Genomic DNA, 19,104 nt, shown 5'->3' with positions numbered 1-19,104 from the left:
CAAATGCGATCGCATTCGGTGAGTAAAAACTCGATAGATCGCTTACCCTGCTGATTGGTAAGTTCTTAACAAATGAATATTAAAAAACCACTAGCACTTAACCAACCGGAAATAAGTAAGTTTATCCGGGAACTGCGCCTTTTGACTGGTTTAACTCAAGAGCAATTTGCTGCCAGCTTAGGTGTTACATTTCCAACAATCAACCGTTGGGAAAACGGGCGCTCAAAGCCTTCTCCAATGGCATTTAAGCTCATTGAAGGCATGGTGCAAAACTTGGGTGAGGAAGGGCAGGCTTTGTTATCGAAGTATTGGTTGCAAAAAGTTGCAATACCCACTCGGAAATAATACGTTTCTCTCCCGGATGCGCCTGACGAACGTACAAAGATTGTTCTCGCAGTTTCTGTAGGTAAGGACTGGCATCAGGTAAATTGTAAAGTTTGACGAGCATATCTGCCATTGGCTTACACAATTTGTGCTCGTTTCAATTTTCTCATACTACAGCCCACATGAGGTTAAGCCATGAGGAATCGATAGTAGTTCCATCTGTGGCACTTACATTCGCTTATGCACTTGGAGACGAATTGTTCTTTTGACAATTGGTCAAAATCATCTTTGATTGTTGGGTTTCGCTGTTTTTCATGTTTGTGATGTTCTCGTACCAATGTCAAGTCGCTGCGCTCCAATTCGTAATTCGTAATTATTACCCCACGGAAGTTTCGAGGGGCCTAATTGAGGATGCAACGCATTTTTTGATTTTTCATAATCTGGGCGTTGGGGGCTTTTACCCTCAATCTCATTAATTATTAATTAAATTCATAATTGGTGAATTTTCAATTACGAATTACGAATTACGAATTACGAATTATTCGGTCATCCCCCTTAAGTGGGTAAATTAATAGGGTTGGCAGTGCCAACCCTACAAAAATCTAAGTGCAAATAATCATCACTGGTTTGTAGTTGCGATGCCTGCGCTTAAGCGCTACTACGAACTAATTTTTTCCCAATCCCTAGTCCCTAATCCCTAGCCCCCACCTTAGTTACAACGCCGAAATTTCTTCCTTCTACTTTGGATAAACGATTGACTGTTAATAAGGGTACTTCTTGCCAACATGTTTTACAGAACCAGTAAACTTCACCATGACGGACATGACGCAAGAGGCAATCACCGCAACAGGGACAACTGTTGGATCGCATACTCATATTTATGTCCTCCTTCTTATTAAAGAAATTTTGATATAAATGGTGTTAAAAACTGTTGATTAAAATTGAATTTTGGCGGAATGAATTCGACCATTGGTATTGATGCGATCTTTGATAATTTTGGTATAGACCGCTTCATATCCATCAACCATTTGGATAACGCTAAACCTGCTTTCTATATATTCTCGGCAAGTTTGACGATTTAATTCCAATGCGGCGGGAATCATTGCTGCCATTTCTTCGTAGCTTTGGCACACAAAACCTGACACACCATTGGCAACAACTTCTGATACAGAACCCATATCGATGGCAATAACTGGTGTACCAGTTGCCATTGATTCAATCATCACTAGACCAAAAGGTTCTTGCCAAGTAATGGGGAAGAGAGTAATAGCAGCATTACCCAGAAGTTCAACTTTCTCAGCATGGTTAATTTCACCTAAATACTGAATTTGCTGACCATCTATTTGGGGGGCAATTTCTTGTTCAAAAAACTTAGAGTCTACTACGTCTACTTTTCCTGCCATCTTCAAACGCCAGCCCGTTCGTTTGGCAATGGCGATCGCGTGTTGCGGTCCCTTTTCTGGAGAAAAGCGTCCCAAGAATGCGAGATATGGTGGTTCTTCGTGTTTGGCTACAAAAGGATAATCTTCTGGATTAATCCCGTTATAAACCGTGCCTGCATAATTCAGGTCTATTTGACGTTGCGCGTTACTAATGCTGACGTAAGGTTGCTTCTGGTGATGAGAATAAACGTGTCGATTGTCCTGTGTAAACCTGCCGTGCAGGGTATGTACTGTGGGCGTTGACACTAAACTCGCCAAAGGTAATGCCGATATCCCTACGTGGGAGTGAATTATGTCGAATTCCGATGCTAGCTGGTAGACTTGGCTGAGTTCTAGCATTTCGTACACTGCATACTCTTTGACATTTGGGTCTAAGCGCAACGCACGAGGATAGACTGCTTCTAACTTAGCCAACGTTTGCGAATCGCCAGATGCAAACAGCGTGACATCATGACCCCGTCTTACGAGTTCATCAGTCAAACGACTCACAACTAGTTCAATTCCTCCGTATGTTGGAGGTGGAACTCGTTCCCACAAGGGGGCTACTTGAGCGATTTTCATAGGTTTTTTTAGTTCAGTAGCTTGTACTAGCCTGTAACTATGATTGGTTTCTCTTCAGGTAAAGCATTTATACTTACCTATCTGAATTTTAAGTTAACCCAATTATTTTGCAAGAGTGCAATTTCGGTTAACCGTACCTAGAAATAGTTACCAGCAAGTTACTCCAGAGCAGTCATCATTAGTTAGCAACTACACTATTAATATACTGCCGATCGCACATCGCTATCATCTACCCTGGGGATCATTAAAACACTAAAGTTTTGTAACCAATCATACTAAATTCCCAGACGGGATCAATAATTTTTGCTGACCGCTAACTCTTGACCAATGACCGTTGATTGGTGACTATTAACTATTGACTAATGACCACTGACTACTGATAACCCACTGTAAAAAAATGAAAGTTGCTACTTGGAATGTCAACTCGATTCGCACTCGCATAGGGCATGTTATCGATTGGTTGAGCCAACATCGGGTTGATGTCCTCTGCATACAAGAGACTAAAGTTGTTGATACTGAATTTCCGCGTGCCCTTTTTGAGGAATTAGGCTATCACCTTTACACATCAGGACAAAAATCGTACAACGGTGTTGCGATCGCAAGTTCCCAACCACTCAAGGATATCAGCAATAGTTTTTATGATGTTTTGTCAAATTTAGAACCAGGATGGGACGAACAAAAACGGATAATTGCAGGTACAATAGATAATATAAGAATTGTTAATCTTTATGTACCAAATGGCTCCTCTGTCGGAAGCGAAAAATACGATTACAAACTGCGCTGGCTAACAGTGCTGCGCGAGTATTTAAAATCGCTTCTGGTGTCTTCACCCAATATTTGTATGTGTGGCGACTTTAATATCGCTTTAGAAGATAGGGATATTTATGACAGTGCGATCGCAATAAATCATATTATGGCATCCGTTCCAGAGCGACAAGCCCTACGAGATGTTTTATCACTGGGATTCAGTGATGTTTTTCGGAAATTTACACTTGAAAGCGGGCATTATAGTTGGTGGGATTATCGCGCTGCTGCTTTTCGGCGTAACCTGGGTTGGCGAATCGACCATCACTATCTCACACCAGACTTATACGAGCGTGCTCAAAGCTGCTCTATTGATGTCACTCCCAGAAAATTAACTCAACCCAGCGATCACGCGCCAGTCGTTGTGGAATTTTAGATTTTGGATTTTAGATTTTGGATTTTAGATTTTGGATTTTAGATTTTGGATTTTAGATTTTGGATTTTAGATTTTGGATGCGTGGATTTCAGATGTCGAATTTTAGATTATTGTGGAAATGTCTATTGCATAGAGGGATGTGGGCGATCGGAAATAGCTCAACTTACAATACCAAGTGTTCATGACCCAATCCAAAATCCAAAATCTAAAATCCAAAATCCTATGTTTCTAGTTACTGGAGCTACAGGAGGAATAGGTCGCAGAGTCGTGCGACTTTTGCGGGAACAGGAAAATCACGTGCGGGCGTTTGTTCGCCTCACTTCACGTTACGGTGAGTTAGAACACAGAGGAGCAAATATTTTTATTGGGGATTTGCGCCAACAGCAAGATATCCAAAAAGCTTGTCAAGACGTTCGGTATATTATTAGCGCTCACGGTTCTGATGGTGATGCCCTATCCTTAGACTACCGCGCTAATATTGAACTGATCGATCGGGCAAAAGCAAATGGAGTGCAACACTTTGTGTTCATTTCCGTTTTGGGAGCAGATCGGGGTTACGAAGATGCTCCCGTGTTCAAAGCCAAACGAGCAGTAGAAAAATACCTGGAAACTAGTGGTTTAAACTACACTATTTTACGTCCAGCTGGATTAGCATCGGATTTGCTGCCATCAGCAGAAAGGTTTCGAGAAACAGGGTTATACCTGCTCGTGGGTGACCCTAAAAATCGTACCTCTATTGTCAGTACAGATGATTTGGCTAGGATCGTGGTTGATTCTGTAACATTGGAAGCTGCTCGCAATCAAATTTTTGCCGTTGGAGGTCCATCTATTTTACTGCGAGAGGATATTCCCAAAATTTTTAGTCGCGTATTTAATAAAGAACCAGTGGTTATCAATCCACCACTGTTTCTAGTGGATGTGGTACGCGGGGGATTTGGCTTATTTAATCCCCAAGCACAGAAAAGTTTGGGTACTTTCCGCACGTTACTAGCAAATGAATTTTTCTGTAAACATGAGGAGATTGCTAAAGTAGAAGCAATTTTCAATTTTCAATTGGAAACACTAGAAAACTTCCTACGCCGATATTTGGCGGTTTAATTGGTAAATGGTTAGTGGTTAGTCGTTAGTGGTTAGTAGAACCACCAACCACCAACCACCAACCACCAACAACTAACAACTAACAACTAACAACTAACAACTAACAACTAACAACTAACTTTTTATGAAATATTCCCTAGTAGCAAGTGCAGCGCAAGCACGTAAAACAAAACAGCGTTTTGCCAAACCAGACGAACAACTTTCTTATGAACTAGGTAAGGCAGTTCAGGAATTGCCACCTTTATATACTAGATTGTTAGCGGGAACAATTAGCGCCGTCGTATTTGGAGCGATCTCATGGACAAACTTTTCCCAAATTGATGAAGTGGCGACAGCACCGGGCGAGTTAATTGCCTCTGCACAAGTTCGTCCCGTAACAGCTTTGGGCAATGGATCGATTCTTACAGTTAACGTCAAAGAAGGCGATCGTGTTGTCAAAGAGCAAATCTTGATTCAACGCGATCCCGATTATCAACAAGTTGATGTTGCTCGTCTAGCGCAATCAACCAAGCTGATTCAGGAGGATTTGCGACGTTTAGATGCAGAACGCACTGGAGCTAAAACTGCGGGAACGCAACTCCAAGATGAACTGTTAAATTCGCGTTTGCGAGATTTTCAAGCAAGTCTTGCTGCTGCTGAAGCAGAAGCAAAGCGTCAGTTAGCCCGAATGGATCAAGCTAAAGTCAGATTAACTCGATTGCAAGAAAATTTGGTGAACGCGAGAACTAGCTTTGCCAATGCCAGAACTAACCTTGCTAACGCTCAAAATCTCCGTGCTAAAGTTGAAAATAGTTTGACTATTGCCAAGCAAAGAGAACAAAGTCTGAAAACTTTAGTCACTCCTGGTGCGATACCCAGAGTTGATTACTTAGACGCACAAGAAAGACTCAATCGTGCAAATGCGGAAATTACTAGGGCTAGTGACGAAATTACAAACGCTCAAAATAGAGTCATAGAGGCGCAAGATAAAGTCAAATCTTTAGAAAAAGATATTGATGCTCAAGCCCAAGAAATCCGTCAAGCCGAACAGGCATATCAAGCTGCACGTTCTCAAGCAGAAAAATTAGCTTCAGAACGCCAGAGTGAAATTTTAACTCAAATTAATAAGCGTCAAGAAGAATTGACCACTGTTCAAGGTGAGCTCGATCGAGCGAAGAAACAAAAAGATATGGAAACCATAAAAGCCCCTGTTTCCGGTACTGTTTACAGAGTCAAAGCAACTAAAGGACCTGTTCAAGCAGGTGAAGAATTGCTGTCAATTTTACCTGAAGGAGAAGAACTTCTTTTGGAAGTAAAAGTCCTCAATCGCGACATTGGTTTTATTCGTGAGGGAATGAAAGCAAAAGTTAAGATGGCAACTTTTCCTTTCCAAGAATTTGGCACAATTGATGGTACAGTGGTACAAGTTAGTCCCAATGCCATTGTTGATAAGGAAATGGGTTTAGTTTTTCCTACAAGAATTAAGTTGAGCAAACACGCAGTTATGGTAAGGGGTCAAGAGGTTGCATTTACTCCAGGGATGACAGCTTCTGGGGAAATTGTAACTCGTAAAAAGTCAGTTTTGACTTTTATTATGGAGCCAATTACTCGTCGATTTAGCGAGGCTTTTTCTGTTAGGTAATACGATTGGGGATTGGGGATTGTTAGTTTCTCCCTTGTCCCCCTTGTCCCCCTTGTCCCCCTTGTCCCCCTTATCCCCAGTCCCTATTTTCAAGAAAAATATTGCTCGATTATTTTTTCAAGTTCTGCCAAAATCTTCTCAATATCACCTGTACCTTCATCCTTTTCTTTTCTATCCTTATCATTATTGCTTAGGCTATAGCTGGCGATATTGAAAGTATTTCCACTCCTAAATTCTTGTGAGCGAAGAACAGCATTTCCAGATGTCTCATTGTTCTTGATTTTAGCTTGGAGACTAAAAGCAGACTCTTGCAGATCCTTAGCACTCTTCAACTGATTTGATAAGGTAGGAATTTCACCTGTCCAACTACCGATTTCTGGAATAGGCAAGAAAGCTAGTTCTTCTGTTTTACTAAAGCCATCTTCATATTGCTTGATACGGAAGCTAGAAGATGTCCAATTGCTTTGTGTAACAAAGTTAGATAGATTTAAAGTCGCTGCTTGTGTACTGTTGCTTGAGGTTTGTGAGACAATTTGACGGACTTGAGCATCGGTTAAGTTTTTGTTAGCGCTGAGCATAAGAGCAACAACACCTGCAACATGAGGCGTTGCCATAGATGTGCCATTGTAAAAAGTATAGCCATTGTCTGGAATTGTAGAGTAAATATTAACACCAGGTGCAGTTACGTAAGTGAGGGTATTGCTTCCTGCTTTGTTGGAGAAGTCTGCTATATTGTTATCCTTATCTACTGCCCCAACAGCAATTCCGTATTTTTCTGCGTAACGGGCGGGATAGGCAGGTTGTGAATCGCTTTCGTTCCCTGCTGCCATAACCACGATGACGCCCTGGCGGCTGGCATAATCAAGGGCTAACTCCACAAGAAAATTACCAGTACTCCCACTTAAACTCAGATTGATGACGTTAGCACCATTGTTGACGGCATAGTAAATTCCATTAGCGATCGCACTGTAGGAACCTGCACCAGAGTCATTCAATACTTTCACTGGCATAATTTTGGCATCATAAGCAATACCCGTCACTCCAACATTATTGTTTGCTCCTGCAATAGTGCCAGACACATGAGTGCCATGACCGTTGATATCTAAAGTATCTTTATTATCACCGTCAAAGTTCCATCCATGGGCATCATCTATATAACCATTGTTGTCGTCATCTATGCCATTGTCGGCAATTTCTTTGCTATTTGTCCAAATATTTGTTTGTAAGTCATTGTGATTGCGATCGACTCCAGTATCTAAAACAGCAACAACAGCACCTTGACCTGTATACCCTTTTGCCCACACTTCTGGAGCTTTCACAAAATCAGCTCCCCAATTGTTACCTCCAAGATCGGCAACATCAGCAAAGGTATCCTGACCGATAGCTTGAGCGACTCCTAAGGCTGCATTAATCGAACCATAACCAGAAGTAGAGCTAAATTGGTTGTTAGCTGCCATACTGTCGGTTGTTACAGAGCTTGTACTTGCTTCTAAATTTTCTATTCTCGAATGACGGCGACTGCGACTGTTAAGGTTTAAGTCATAGTTATCGTTAGAATCAAAGCAATTTACTGAGGAGACAGAAGAAATAGTTAGCCCTTTATCGGAAGATAAACTGTTACTCGTAATATCATGGGGCATCAGTATTTTCTCCTCACTCAAATCTATCGAGAGCTTTTCATGCAAATTTATGTCTTCAAGTAGGTAGGCGTAATTAATCCATCAAGAGCAGTATTGCGAGCTTCTTGCTGGCTTTTGGATTCGCACTGCATCTTATTATTTAATTCAACCTATTTACTCACTTATGTAGAAATTACTATTTAATCAAATAAAAAAAAGATAATTATTTGACAAATATTATTTTTAAAAAGGTTTTGTATTTTCTAGCATTCGTGAATTCATGAAATGCTAATGGGATTGCGGTACGCACGCGAGCGCATTGACCGCACATTTTTTCAAGTATTTTTATTTACTCAGTGTTTATCCAGAAATATTAAGAACTCTTTGAATAAGGAATAAGAGTATTTTTTCTAGTAAACCGAGTAACTTATTTTACTTTTGGTTTATGAGTAAATTCTCGTTCTGAATAACACAGATTTTGTGCAATTATCCTTAACCTTGATAGAGAGATAAAAACATGACAACAGCTTATGTTCTTAGTAACAACAGAATCGTCTCCTTTGATACTTCTAACCCTGATAATCCTAACGCTGGCATCCCTATTACTGGACTCGCTGCAGGTCAGAATTTAGTAGGTATTGACCTCCGTCCCCAAAACGGCAAACTCTACGGAATCGCTAGTGATGGTATGGGTAATGCCCAACTTTATGCCATCAGTACCCAAACTGGATCTGCTGTTGCTATCGGGACATTGGGACAACTTGTTGATGATACAGGCAATTCTGTTGCAATTACAGGTTCCAGCTTTGAAGTAGATTTTAACCCAACTGTCGATCGCCTCCGCATCGTTACTTCAAATGGACTAAACTTTCGCGTTAACCCAAACACTGGAGCAGCCATTGACAGCAACGTGCTTGTGGCGGATATCAATCCTGATGATTCGAGCGGTGGCGGTACCACTACAACTGATGCTACAGCATACACAAACAGCGCTCCCAACGTTACAGCAACGACTCAATACACACTGGATTCAGCCACTAATACATTAGTCATTCGGAATCCTCTTAACAATGGTACCCAAACATCACCATTGGTAGTGACTCTTAATGGCAGTCCTCTGGACTTTACTAGCGTCAATGGCTTTGATATTCCATCAAGTGTTAATGTCTCAGCATCAAATACTTCAGCAACAGGACAAGCATTTGCCGTTCTCACGGTTGGCGGTCAAACTGGACTTTACGCTCTAGAACTCTCTACTGGTGCGGCGACATTGGTTGGAACCGTTGGTGCTGGTACAGAGCCAATTCAAGGGTTTGCACTCGAAAATGAAGTAGTTCCTGACGGCTTACCCGCGATTGGATTGACTGTAGACGGTACTCAACTTCTTCGCTTCAATAGCGCCAGTGCTCAAACAGTGACCTCCGCCCCTGTTACTGGTGTAGCCGCAGGTGAGACCCTAGTAGGCATTGACCTACGTCCAGCGACTGGGCAATTATACGGGCTGGGAATTAACGATGCAGCTAACACAGGTAGTTTGTACTCGATCGATCCTCAAACTGGAACAGTAACAATCGTGGGTGAGGGAGCAGGGCAAATTGCTTTTGTTGATGCTGTTGGTAACCTTGTGGATCTACCCTCTGCTGACACTGGTTTTGGTTTTGATTTTAATCCAACAGTTGATCGCATCCGTGTCGTCACAGGTACTGGGTTGAACTTCCGCCTCAATCCAATTACAGGTGTTGCTGTTGATGGAAATACCGGATTAGACGGTATTAACGCTGATGGTTCAGTTAATGGGCTTCCCATCGGTTCCGTTGGGATTTCTGGCACTGCCTACACCAACAGTTTCAATGGAACCACAGCCACAACTCAATACACGCTAGATGCAACTAGCAACAGCCTGTTTATTCAGAACCCGCCTAATAATGGCACGCAAACAGTTCAATTACCAGTGACTCTTAACAGTACTCCACTAGACTTTACTGAAGTCAGCGGTTTCGATATTCCGTCAAATTCACGGGTACAAGCATCAAATGCAGCAGCATCCGGACGGGCGCTAGCAGCATTAAGAGTTGGGGATGTGACTAATTTGTATGCTATCGAACTCAGTACGGGGGCTGCTACCTTTTTGAGTCCCATCGGTACAGGTGCAACAAGTTTGGCTGGTTTGACGGTTGGTGAAGCTCCTATTGGCGCAGTAGCATTTGGCACGCCTACCTATACCGTTGATGAGAATGGCAGTGCGATCGCGCTCAATTTAGTTCGTACAGGTGGTTCGAGAGGTGAATTCACTGTTAGTGTGGCTGCTACAGGTGGAACAGCCACTGCAAGTACTGACTACACTGCCGATCCTATAACTGTAACTTTTGCTGATGGTCAAACAACTGCCTCTGCTACCTTAAATATTACTGATGACAACCTGATTGAAAACAACGAGACAGTTTCACTGGTTTTGAGTAATCCGACGAATGGAGCTGTTTTAGCTTCTCAGGACACTGCTACCCTTAACATCAGTGATAATGACACTGTTGTTAGCGAGACTGTTGGCAATACTGTTGGCAGTACTGTTGGCAATACTGTTGTTAACGAGACTGTTGGCAATACTGTTGGCAATACTGTTGGCAGTACTGTTGGCAGTACTGTTGTGAGCGAGACTGTTGGCAATACTGTTGGCACAATCGCGGCTAATTTTGCTGCCAACGGTAGTGCTATTATCTCTACTACTAACAACGTTCAAAATTTTGTACAGTTTTCTTTATCCAGTCAAAAGAATACTTTTGTCAATGAGATTGTTGCTTTCACGGTTGATGACGATTTGGGTACAATCAATGGCATTGCCCCTAATGCTACAGGCTATCTTGATGCTGCGATCGCTCGTTCCCGTACCATCTTCTCCACACTCAATAACAATCCAAATGGCTTTGGCGCTGGTGGATTATCAAGCACTCTAGATTTTGGGTCTAATGCACGTTTTTCGACTTTCTTGATTCAAAACGGTAGTCTTGATGAATTGCGAGCAGGACAGATTTCTAGGAACAATGTCTTTTTTAGTAACCAGACTTCGGTACGTATTTCTAATACGACTGCCAGTAATTTCACCTTTGGCTTTGAAGATAGTCCCAACACTGGTAGTAATGACTTTAATGATGTAGTGCTACAGGTTAATCTAGCTAGCCAAGGTACATCAGCAGGAACTGCATTGCACGGACAAGGACAGAGCGAGGTGCTAGATTTTAGCTCTCTCACAGGACAAGTCAATACTTCATTTACGGTTAATCGTGAAGCAGCCTTCGACAATTTTGTAGGATTTTACCGCGTGGTAGACCAGAATGGTGGAATTGATACCAATGGTGATGGTACTGCAGATATCCTACCAGGTAACACAGGTTATGCTCAAGCTGCGGTAAGTAATCGTGTCACAGGAATTGACTTCAGTGTAGGAAACCAACAAACAGCGACCGTCTCAGGACAGTTTGCAGGTGGCTCTATTTTTGCTCCTTTCCTAATTGCAAATGGCTCAGTGAACCAAGTTCTTAACGGTGAAAAGTTGGATGAGGTATATTTTGCCTATTTAGGAGCAAATTCCGATCGCGTCGATCATATTCGCTTTCTCGGTGACAATACGTTCGGCTTTGAGGATTTACGAGGTGGTGGAGATAAGGACTTTAATGATGTCATTATGCGTGTGACTATTTAAGTCATAGCCGTTATTGAGAGAATACGGTAAAATTAACTCTTAGCAATACAATTGACAAAAGAAACAATACGATTGCACAATTCTAAAGGATGCGTTTGCAAGCAAAAATGATTCCCTGGTAAACAATCTACTTCGCAGTTTTTAACATATAGCTGCCAGTCATATATATGCGGAAATGGACAAAACGTGTCTTCTAAACTCCCTAATGCTAGCATCGGTAATGTCAGCAAATTTTCTGGTGGGTTACAGGTTTCAAAAAGACGAAAGTCAGAACGGATAACTTCCTTAAAAAATTCAAAAATTTCTGCATTATTTGCAGTATCCGTAGGAATCCCACCTAGATTTACTAACTTTTGCAAAAGTGCTGCATCGTCCAAACGGGAGTATAATTCTAATTTAGAGCGTTTATGGTAAGGTTTAGTTGCACAAATTATCGCACACAACAGTGAAGCCTCCCGGTATTTTGGTAATTCTGTTGCTAGCGCGTGTACTATATAACCACCCAAACTATGTCCGAAAAGAACTATACAATCAAATTCATCCCAAGGAATATGATAAATGTATTCCATAATCAATTCTTCTAAGTTTTCAATCACAATACCTTTTGCTCCTCCATGTCCTGGAGGATCGACAGCCCATAAATCCCAATTATTAGGTAAGTATCTGGCTAATGGATTAAATGCTAAAGAATTTCCCCCCACGTATGGGAAACAGAGTAACTGAATTGATTGCAAATGCTCTGATTGACGCAGTTGCCTCAATCCAATTCTTCCTCCTGCTAACTTTCGATATTTGGTAAGTGCCATTAGATTAATTTTTGAATATTACAAGTCTTGAAATTCTTATAGCCTTTCTCAGTCTCATGAGGTACACTCCCCCCTTTCATCCCCCCTTTGTAAGGGGGGACAGAGGGGGGTAATTTTTGTACCTCACCAGGTTGAAATTTGCTGTATAGTTAATGCTTTGGCAAAGATAGGGTTTCCCAAACTTTCCATAACTAAAAATTACTTGTTGTGGTGGTGTATCTAAATTTGACTGTGAAATTACGCTGGAGTTACCTCATCAAGCGCAAAATACCCATTGTATCCTTTCATGTAGATGGCAGCTCGATGCCCAAACAGAACTATGGCTTCTGTTCTAGTTTCCAATGGGCTTTCATATCCATCTACAAAAACCTTTGAACCAATCGGGTGGGTTAAATTCCATCGGTCTACTTTTTCCCGGACAGTCCAATTATTAGACGTTTTTTTAATTTCAAGCGGCTTTTCCTTAGTTTTAATATAAGTTATTAACTTAGTCAAAACGGTCCCAACTCCCATTTCCTGAAACTCGACCTCACCCTGAGCCAAGAGGTAACGTATGCTGTCATTCCATTTGATTGAATGGGTTATTTGCTTAGCTAGATTTTCAGCGATTTCACTTTGGATGTAGGGTCGTGCGGTGACATTGGAAATTACTGGAATTTGAAGTTTAGAAAAGGAAAAACCTTTAAGAAACTGTTCAAACTGGACTTTTGAAGACTCCATATAACGAGAGTGAAAGGCACCACTTGTATTTAAAACGATGTATTTTGTACCTGCCTCTTGAAAAATGTCACTTGCCTTAGCAATATCCTCTCTTAAACCGGAGATAACTACTTGCTCTGGAGAGTTAAAGTTAGCCACATCTATAGTATCAAAACCATATTTTTTCAAAAGTTTTTCAACTTGTTCTCCATTTACACCAATAACAGCTGCCATTCCCCCTGGAGGAGCTTGGCTCATTAGTATCCCTCTTTTTTGAACCAGCTTTAGTCCATCTTCAAAAGTAATTGCGCCTGAAGCTTCCAAAGCATTATATTCTCCCAAGCTGTGTCCTATCACAAAGTCGGGCTTTTTACCAGTCTCTTGGATTTTGCTCCGATAGGAGAGGGCATTTACAACATAAAGAGCGGGTTGGGTAAATTGAGTTTGATTCAACTCTTTTTGCGGATCGTTCAAACAAAGATCTTCAATTGAATACCCTAAAATTGAATCAGCTTTTTGTGTCAGTTCAGGAAATTTACTAAAGAAATTTGCTCCCATTCCTCTCATCTGAGAGCCTTGGCCTGGAAACATATAAGCGATCATAGCTATCCTTTTGTTATTTTTTCAGGTAGGCTTCTTTGAGAAGCCTAAAGAATTTATACCGTTTTCAGATGAAGATGCATAGAAAAAACTCCACCATCTGTGACATCTCTTTTTACCCCCCTTAATCCCCCCTTATAAAGGGGGGAAACAGGAAATTTATTTTCCTCCCCTTTATAAGGGGAGGTGCCATAGGCTGTGGGGTTCTTTCTATGTATCTTTATAAAAAATTGGTATTAAATGTTAACCGAATCCTATTGGGAGATATGCTAAGTTCTAAATCAGCATTTACGCTCTTTTTTGAGCAGTTACCAGCGCATACCCAAGGTTGTCACACATCTCCTGGAGCATTTGAATCCAATACTCGATCGCTTCACTCTCAATATATTCCATACCACGCCTATTTTGGTATGACCGGAGCCAATCTTGCATCTGTGGGCTCTGGACGTATTGTAAGAATTCGGATTCATACTGTTGGCACGCAAGTCTCATCTTAGGTACAAGAGGAGTCATCACGAAGTCGGTCACGTCCTCAATTTCAATCAAGTCAAAACCAGCCGCATCCAACACTTCTGGATAGTCTTCTTTCGGGATCACAAACGAATGGCTCTGTTCTTCGCAAAGCTTTTTGAATTCTTCGGTCATAGTAGGTCGTGCTGGAACGTCTGCAATAACTAAGATTGCTCCCGGCTTCAAGATTCGAGAAGCTTCTTGAAGGGCTTTGCGATGACCCATATGAAAAATTGATTCAAAAAACCAGCCTCCGTCATAGGTTGCGTCTTCGCAGGGCATATTCAAGGCATCACCTAGGATGAAGTGTACCTGCTCAGATAGACCTGCTTTTGCGGCTAATTGCTGTGCTTTTTCGTATTGAGATTCACTTATCGTAATTCCATCAATGAAACATCCTGTCGCTTTTGCAAGCTGTATTGCTGGGGCACCAACCCCACAGCCAAGATCGCAAAAGCGTTCCCCTGGCTGAATGCTTACCTTGCCAATCATAACTTCAGTGAGACGATCTGCAGCTTCGGTAAGACTTCCATTCGCATTTGTCTCGTCCCAATAGCCCAAATGATACTGATCGATAAGGACAGCAGTCTCTCCTTGATCTTCGAGAGCATCGTACATCTGTGCTACTTTTTCTGGTGTATAATTACTCATTTTTCTCCTAATTAACTTATCTTACTGATGCAACAATGCAATGTTTAACTTCTAGGCACTTGAAAAAATTGGTTTAGCAAATTTAACATGAAATCTTAGAGCGTAGATATCACTCAAGAGAGGCCCGATGACCTCAACAAGACTTGCATACCTAAATCGACGATACCAAAAATTGAGCCAAAAGAATGAGGTAAATTGTAAAGTGAGCCTCGGATATTTGATATTCCCCCTAATATTCTCAAGGCAATAAATCGGGAAGAACTCGAAACAGTTAGTCTAACCGAGTGTCTCGTACTCAAGTTCGTAAATGGTTCTAGCCTCCAAGCTTCAACTTCTGCCAACATTCCTAGAAAATAATCATGTTTGGTATTACGTCTTTATGTAGATTTGTGAATGCTTGACTCCACACATACTGTGTCATCAGAAGATGCTTACATTATATATTTAATGATTCGGTTTTAGGAAATTCCAAAAAATAATTTTAAAAATCAAAGGATATATACCTTTACGTTCTCAATGCGTATAGAGTAAATATGGTCTTAGCATCTCAATTCTCCTGGATAAGCCCCCTAGCGGCAGCCTTGACTATAGAGGTGATATTTTTTGGAACCCATATAGAGAGTCAATACAGTTTATAATGCTGTTAGTAAAATATTGTTACATAGTGTATTGTACGTAACGATGTTTTATCAACACCATCATAGAATCTGAATCATGTTTATAGGCTATGGGAGGCTCAGTGAGTAAGTTAGATCTAGAGGAAAATGAAGCAACCATGAGTAGTCTTAAACCAGAAAAGGTAGCAGAAATGTACGATGCAACCGGAGAACTAGGTTTGTATCTCATTTTTGACAACCAGTTACATTTTGGCTACTGGGATAAAAATAATCCTAATGCCAGTCTTAGTGAAGCAGCCGATCGCCTGACTCAAATTATGATCGATAAGTCAGAGATCCGTCCGGGGGAACGTTTCTGCGATCTTGGATGCGGTGTAGGTATCCCAGCCATACAGATTGCAAAAGCGAAAGAATGTTTCGTTGATGGAATTACAATTAGCAAGTACCAATACGATAGAGCGAGGGAGCTAGCTGAGGAAGCTGCTATGTCCGATCGCGTTCGCTTCATCCAGAGCAATGCGTTGGCAATACCATGCGACGACGCAACCTATGACGGAGGCTGGTTTTTAGAAACTATTTATCACATGGGACATCGCGAAGCCCTACGAGAAGCTTCTCGAATCTTGAAACCAGGGGCAACACTACTCATCGCGGACTTCATAACAGGACCAAACACTGCTGAAGAATTCAAGACGTTTGCTAAAGAACAACTGCATTCAGACCATCTTCCAAAGGAAGATTATCCAGGACTATTGGATGAAGCCGGGTTTGACTTGATTGAAATTGATGACGTAACCGAATCTATGATGCCTTTTATGGTTCCTAAGGTTAAAGCTGGTTTCAAACAGTATGAAACCGAAATTCTGCAATACGTTCAGAGGGAAGCGATCGACGGTTGGCTCCAAGTATTTGAGAGTGTGTGTGAGAATCTTGGGTATATATTGGTAAAGGCAAAAAAAAGAGTTCGTTCTTAGAAGTTAAAGGACTTCCAGAAAATAAAGTATACACCTAATAAAAATAATAATTATCAAAGGAGAGAAAGGTTGCTAACGGCAGCCTCTCCCTCCCCATTTTTGTAGTCAATTTGTACCACTAAATCTCAACCTTATCGACCCAACTTTGATAAAATTCTCTGAGCTTCAACATAGGTCGGTCGTGTTTGACATAAGCTCCTCCCTTGTCATCGCTTAGAGTGTTCCAAATAGGTAAATCCTCTACAAAAACATTTTTGTTTTGCCGACTAAAAACTGCACGAAAAATTATATCCACTAATAAAGAGCCAGTTTTCTTTACCACGAACAACATATGTCCGGTTGTATTGTTTTCACCTACTGGAGTGATTCCCTGTAGCATCCAAAACGCTTCTTTGCCATTGGTAAAATATGAACATAAATGTCCACTAGGCCAGCTATCTACTCGCCCCATCACGGTTTCAACATGAAGCCCCAAAGCCCTTGCCAATGAACCCATTAGACCACCATACGTCTCAAGCTTGCTTTCTATCAAAATCCTGCACCAAACTTCGTTTTTACTACGTGGCTGATTTTGCTCATCTCCAGCTAAAGGAAGTTCATCAAGCAGAGTGACTTCAGTATAGGTCACGGGCACCTTATGTACTGTGACGCTATGACGATAATCATACGCATTCTCTAGTATCCGTAGTACCGTCGTTTTGGTGTTGAACGTAAAGTAAAGAGGCATATAATGCTGCTTGTCGTCAGCAACTGGAAACTCAGGCATGGGGAACAGAGGAGTCTGGGTACCATACCAGATCCAAATGTAACCATATCTTTCTTCTGTTATGTAAATTGCCTGACGAGCAGTTGGGGGAATACTGTCTATCTCAGGGATGGAAACACATTTTCCAGAATTGTCATACCGCCAGTGATGAAACGGACATTGAAGACAACCTTCTTTTATCTCCCCAATCGCCAGACTAGCGCCCATATGCGAACAGAAACGATCCATGATGACTGGGTTACCCTTCTCATCTCGCCAAGCGACTAAGGATTGACCGAATAACTCAATGGCTTTTGGCTTTTTCCCCAATTCTTTAGTGGGCATAGCGACGTACCAACTGGCGGTCAGATTTAGCGGATTTTTTTCGACTCCTGTTTCCGATCGCGTTAGCTTTCTCTCTGAGGTTTTTTTAAATTCGCTGACCATAAGACACAATGAACTACAATAAAAATTTGCACAACTCTGTTTAGACTGATATGTCAGTCTCTACATTATGGGTCATTAACCGGACATGATATGACAAATTAGCGCAAACCAGTCACAACTAAAGGAACTCCATTTGAGGGTGAGATCGTAGCGCTGCGACGTATTGGTTTGATAGGTTTATCATCAGCTAATTCTAAGTTGTATTTAGATACGATCGTAGCTATTACCAGTTTCATTTCTAGCATAGCCAAAGCGTGACCCAAACACATCCGCACGCCCCCACCAAAAGGAAGAAATTCATAAGCAGTATATTGCCGCTCCAAAAATCTTTCTGGTTGGAATTGTTTGGAATTCGGATACAAATCTTCTCGACGATGAACTGAATAAATGCTGGGAATAAATGTTGTTCCTGCTTTAAAACAGCGACCCATGATTTCTATATCTTGTTTTGCAAATCTCGCCAAGGCAACTTGTACTACGGGATAAAGCCGTAATATTTCTTGACAAACAGCCGTTAAATAGGGAAGACGAGATATTTCAATAGGATCGGGATTTTTGCCTAAACTATCGATTTCTTGTGATAGTTTTTCTTTTACTGAGGGATTTTTTGCAAGCCAGTAAAAACCCCAAGCTAGACCATTAGCAGTTGTTTCATGTCCAGCAGATAACAAGGTAATGAGTTCATCTTTTAACTGCTCGTCACTCATTGACTGACCCTCTGAGTCAGTTGCAGATAGCATTAAACTGAGGATATCATTGCCAAGTTTTTCAGGATGAGTTCGTTTATCGTCTATTTCCACTTGGAATAAGTCGTGGATTTTTTGTTTGGTTCTGATAAAGTTGCCCCAAGGGCTCCAAGGTCCTAAGTCTACTTGCAGAGGTTTCAAGAATATAAAACTCAATCGCAATGGAGAAGAGGTCATGTGTAACCAATGAGCTATCAGGGAGCTAAGTCGTTCGCACTTCTCCCCTTCACTGAATCCAAATAGTACCTGCATAATTACCTTGAGGGTAATTTCTTGAGCGATATCTCTAGCCAGAAAAGGTCGGTCGATCTTCCAAAGAGAAGCTACTTTTTCAGTTATTTCACAGATTGACTTGGCATAGGATTTTACTTTCTCTCCATGAAAAGGTGGCATCAGTAATTTACGTTCCCTTTCGTGACGAGCTCCATCCATTAAGATTAAGGAATTATCGCCCATGATAAGACGACCACCCCCATTTTTGTTCGTATGTGCGGCATCAAAATATTGACCATCAAGGTTGAAAATCTCTTTAATCCCTTGAGGATTGGTTATAAATACAAGTGGAGAAAATCCTAATAGCCTTAAAGTAAAGAGATCGCCGTATTTATCGGTGCATTCGTCTAGATATTCAAAAGGTCGAGCAATCCAATCAAGCAATTGAAAGAATGGAGCAGCTTTTGGCCCATCGGGTAATTGATTTTCGTTAAAAAATGTCTTGACGGCAGTCATATTTGGTTACTGTGTATTATTTGTTAGGTGAGACAAGT

Annotated in this window: 14 protein-coding genes; 6 read left to right on the top strand and 8 right to left on the bottom strand. The window is 41.3% G+C overall.

Annotated elements, in window-relative coordinates; translation table 11 throughout:
* Positions 1 to 72 precede the first annotated feature (72 nt).
* Positions 73 to 345, top strand: a complete 273-nt coding sequence (locus F7734_RS04910; RefSeq protein WP_155743646.1) for a helix-turn-helix domain-containing protein — start codon at positions 73 to 75, stop codon at positions 343 to 345.
* A gap of 669 nt (positions 346 to 1,014) precedes the next feature.
* Here the strand turns inward: F7734_RS04910 and F7734_RS04905 are convergent.
* Together F7734_RS04905 and F7734_RS04900 are read right to left on the bottom strand one after the other, a co-directional pair.
* Positions 1,015 to 1,200: a hypothetical protein gene (locus tag F7734_RS04905; protein WP_155743645.1), complete on the bottom strand. Its 186-nt coding sequence runs from the start codon at positions 1,198 to 1,200 to the stop codon at positions 1,015 to 1,017.
* A gap of 59 nt (positions 1,201 to 1,259) precedes the next feature.
* Complete coding sequence (locus tag F7734_RS04900; RefSeq protein WP_155743644.1) at positions 1,260 to 2,327, bottom strand: glycosyltransferase family 4 protein; 1,068 nt, start codon at positions 2,325 to 2,327, stop codon at positions 1,260 to 1,262.
* 397 nt (positions 2,328 to 2,724) lie between these two features.
* Between F7734_RS04900 and xth the strand changes: the two genes are divergently transcribed.
* The 3 genes from xth (at position 2,725) to F7734_RS04885 (ending at position 6,226) form a co-directional block, all read left to right on the top strand.
* Positions 2,725 to 3,507, top strand: coding sequence for an exodeoxyribonuclease III (xth, locus tag F7734_RS04895; protein ID WP_155743643.1), 783 nt, complete (start codon positions 2,725 to 2,727; stop codon positions 3,505 to 3,507).
* A 222-nt stretch (positions 3,508 to 3,729) separates the two neighbouring features.
* Positions 3,730 to 4,605, top strand: a complete 876-nt coding sequence (locus F7734_RS04890; protein WP_155743642.1) for an SDR family oxidoreductase — start codon at positions 3,730 to 3,732, stop codon at positions 4,603 to 4,605.
* A 124-nt stretch (positions 4,606 to 4,729) separates the two neighbouring features.
* Positions 4,730 to 6,226 carry an HlyD family efflux transporter periplasmic adaptor subunit gene (locus F7734_RS04885; RefSeq protein ID WP_155743641.1) on the top strand — a complete coding sequence of 499 codons (1,497 nt, stop codon included), beginning with the start codon at positions 4,730 to 4,732 and terminating at the stop codon, positions 6,224 to 6,226.
* Between the two features lie 89 nt (positions 6,227 to 6,315).
* Here the strand turns inward: F7734_RS04885 and F7734_RS04880 are convergent, their stop codons facing one another.
* Positions 6,316 to 7,866 carry a S8 family peptidase gene (locus F7734_RS04880; protein ID WP_155743640.1) on the bottom strand — a complete coding sequence of 517 codons (1,551 nt, stop codon included), beginning with the start codon at positions 7,864 to 7,866 and terminating at the stop codon, positions 6,316 to 6,318.
* A 496-nt stretch (positions 7,867 to 8,362) separates the two neighbouring features.
* Here F7734_RS04880 and F7734_RS04875 point away from each other — a divergent pair, with 496 nt between their 5' ends.
* Positions 8,363 to 11,542 (top strand): DUF4394 domain-containing protein, encoded by a 3,180-nt coding sequence (locus tag F7734_RS04875; RefSeq protein WP_155743639.1) that lies wholly within the window; start codon positions 8,363 to 8,365, stop codon positions 11,540 to 11,542.
* 32 nt (positions 11,543 to 11,574) lie between these two features.
* Here F7734_RS04875 and F7734_RS04870 read toward each other — a convergent pair whose 3' ends face one another.
* The 3 genes from F7734_RS04870 to F7734_RS04860 form a co-directional block, all read right to left on the bottom strand.
* Positions 11,575 to 12,348, bottom strand: a complete 774-nt coding sequence (locus F7734_RS04870) for an alpha/beta fold hydrolase (RefSeq protein ID WP_155743638.1) — start codon at positions 12,346 to 12,348, stop codon at positions 11,575 to 11,577.
* A gap of 237 nt (positions 12,349 to 12,585) precedes the next feature.
* Complete coding sequence (fabD, locus tag F7734_RS04865) at positions 12,586 to 13,650, bottom strand: ACP S-malonyltransferase (protein WP_155743637.1); 1,065 nt, start codon at positions 13,648 to 13,650, stop codon at positions 12,586 to 12,588.
* Between the two features lie 285 nt (positions 13,651 to 13,935).
* Entirely contained in the window at positions 13,936 to 14,808 is an 873-nt protein-coding gene (locus F7734_RS04860; RefSeq protein WP_155743636.1) for a methyltransferase domain-containing protein, read from the bottom strand.
* A 739-nt stretch (positions 14,809 to 15,547) separates the two neighbouring features.
* Between F7734_RS04860 and F7734_RS04855 the strand changes: the two genes are divergently transcribed.
* Positions 15,548 to 16,399, top strand: coding sequence for a methyltransferase domain-containing protein (locus F7734_RS04855; protein ID WP_166481736.1), 852 nt, complete (start codon positions 15,548 to 15,550; stop codon positions 16,397 to 16,399).
* Between the two features lie 118 nt (positions 16,400 to 16,517).
* On the opposite strand, the gene F7734_RS04850 is transcribed toward F7734_RS04855, so the two are convergent.
* Both F7734_RS04850 and F7734_RS04845 read right to left on the bottom strand, forming a co-directional pair.
* On the bottom strand, positions 16,518 to 17,591 hold the full coding sequence (locus F7734_RS04850) for an aromatic ring-hydroxylating dioxygenase subunit alpha (RefSeq protein WP_155743634.1): 1,074 nt from the start codon (positions 17,589 to 17,591) through the stop codon (positions 16,518 to 16,520).
* A 98-nt stretch (positions 17,592 to 17,689) separates the two neighbouring features.
* Positions 17,690 to 19,066 (bottom strand): cytochrome P450, encoded by a 1,377-nt coding sequence (locus F7734_RS04845; RefSeq protein ID WP_155743633.1) that lies wholly within the window; start codon positions 19,064 to 19,066, stop codon positions 17,690 to 17,692.
* Between the last annotated feature and the right edge of the window lie 38 nt (positions 19,067 to 19,104).

This window comes from Scytonema sp. UIC 10036 (assembly GCF_009725235.1).
The sequence above is the reverse complement of the archived record's forward strand: the minus strand, read 5'-3'. Positions and strand labels throughout refer to the sequence as shown.

Bases quoted from the DNA above. Each gene is read 5' to 3' on its own strand.
- F7734_RS04910 (WP_155743646.1), top strand. From the start codon at position 73: ATGAATATTAAAAAACCACTAGCACTTAACCAACCGGAAATAAGTAAG.
- F7734_RS04905 (WP_155743645.1), bottom strand. From the start codon at position 1,200: ATGAGTATGCGATCCAACAGTTGTCCCTGTTGCGGTGATTGCCTCTTG.
- F7734_RS04900 (WP_155743644.1), bottom strand. From the start codon at position 2,327: ATGAAAATCGCTCAAGTAGCCCCCTTGTGGGAACGAGTTCCACCTCCA.
- xth (WP_155743643.1), top strand. From the start codon at position 2,725: ATGAAAGTTGCTACTTGGAATGTCAACTCGATTCGCACTCGCATAGGG.
- F7734_RS04890 (WP_155743642.1), top strand. From the start codon at position 3,730: ATGTTTCTAGTTACTGGAGCTACAGGAGGAATAGGTCGCAGAGTCGTG.
- F7734_RS04885 (WP_155743641.1), top strand. From the start codon at position 4,730: ATGAAATATTCCCTAGTAGCAAGTGCAGCGCAAGCACGTAAAACAAAA.
- F7734_RS04880 (WP_155743640.1), bottom strand. From the start codon at position 7,866: ATGCCCCATGATATTACGAGTAACAGTTTATCTTCCGATAAAGGGCTA.
- F7734_RS04875 (WP_155743639.1), top strand. From the start codon at position 8,363: ATGACAACAGCTTATGTTCTTAGTAACAACAGAATCGTCTCCTTTGAT.
- F7734_RS04870 (WP_155743638.1), bottom strand. From the start codon at position 12,348: ATGGCACTTACCAAATATCGAAAGTTAGCAGGAGGAAGAATTGGATTG.
- fabD (WP_155743637.1), bottom strand. From the start codon at position 13,650: ATGATCGCTTATATGTTTCCAGGCCAAGGCTCTCAGATGAGAGGAATG.
- F7734_RS04860 (WP_155743636.1), bottom strand. From the start codon at position 14,808: ATGAGTAATTATACACCAGAAAAAGTAGCACAGATGTACGATGCTCTC.
- F7734_RS04850 (WP_155743634.1), bottom strand. From the start codon at position 17,591: ATGGTCAGCGAATTTAAAAAAACCTCAGAGAGAAAGCTAACGCGATCG.
- F7734_RS04845 (WP_155743633.1), bottom strand. From the start codon at position 19,066: ATGACTGCCGTCAAGACATTTTTTAACGAAAATCAATTACCCGATGGG.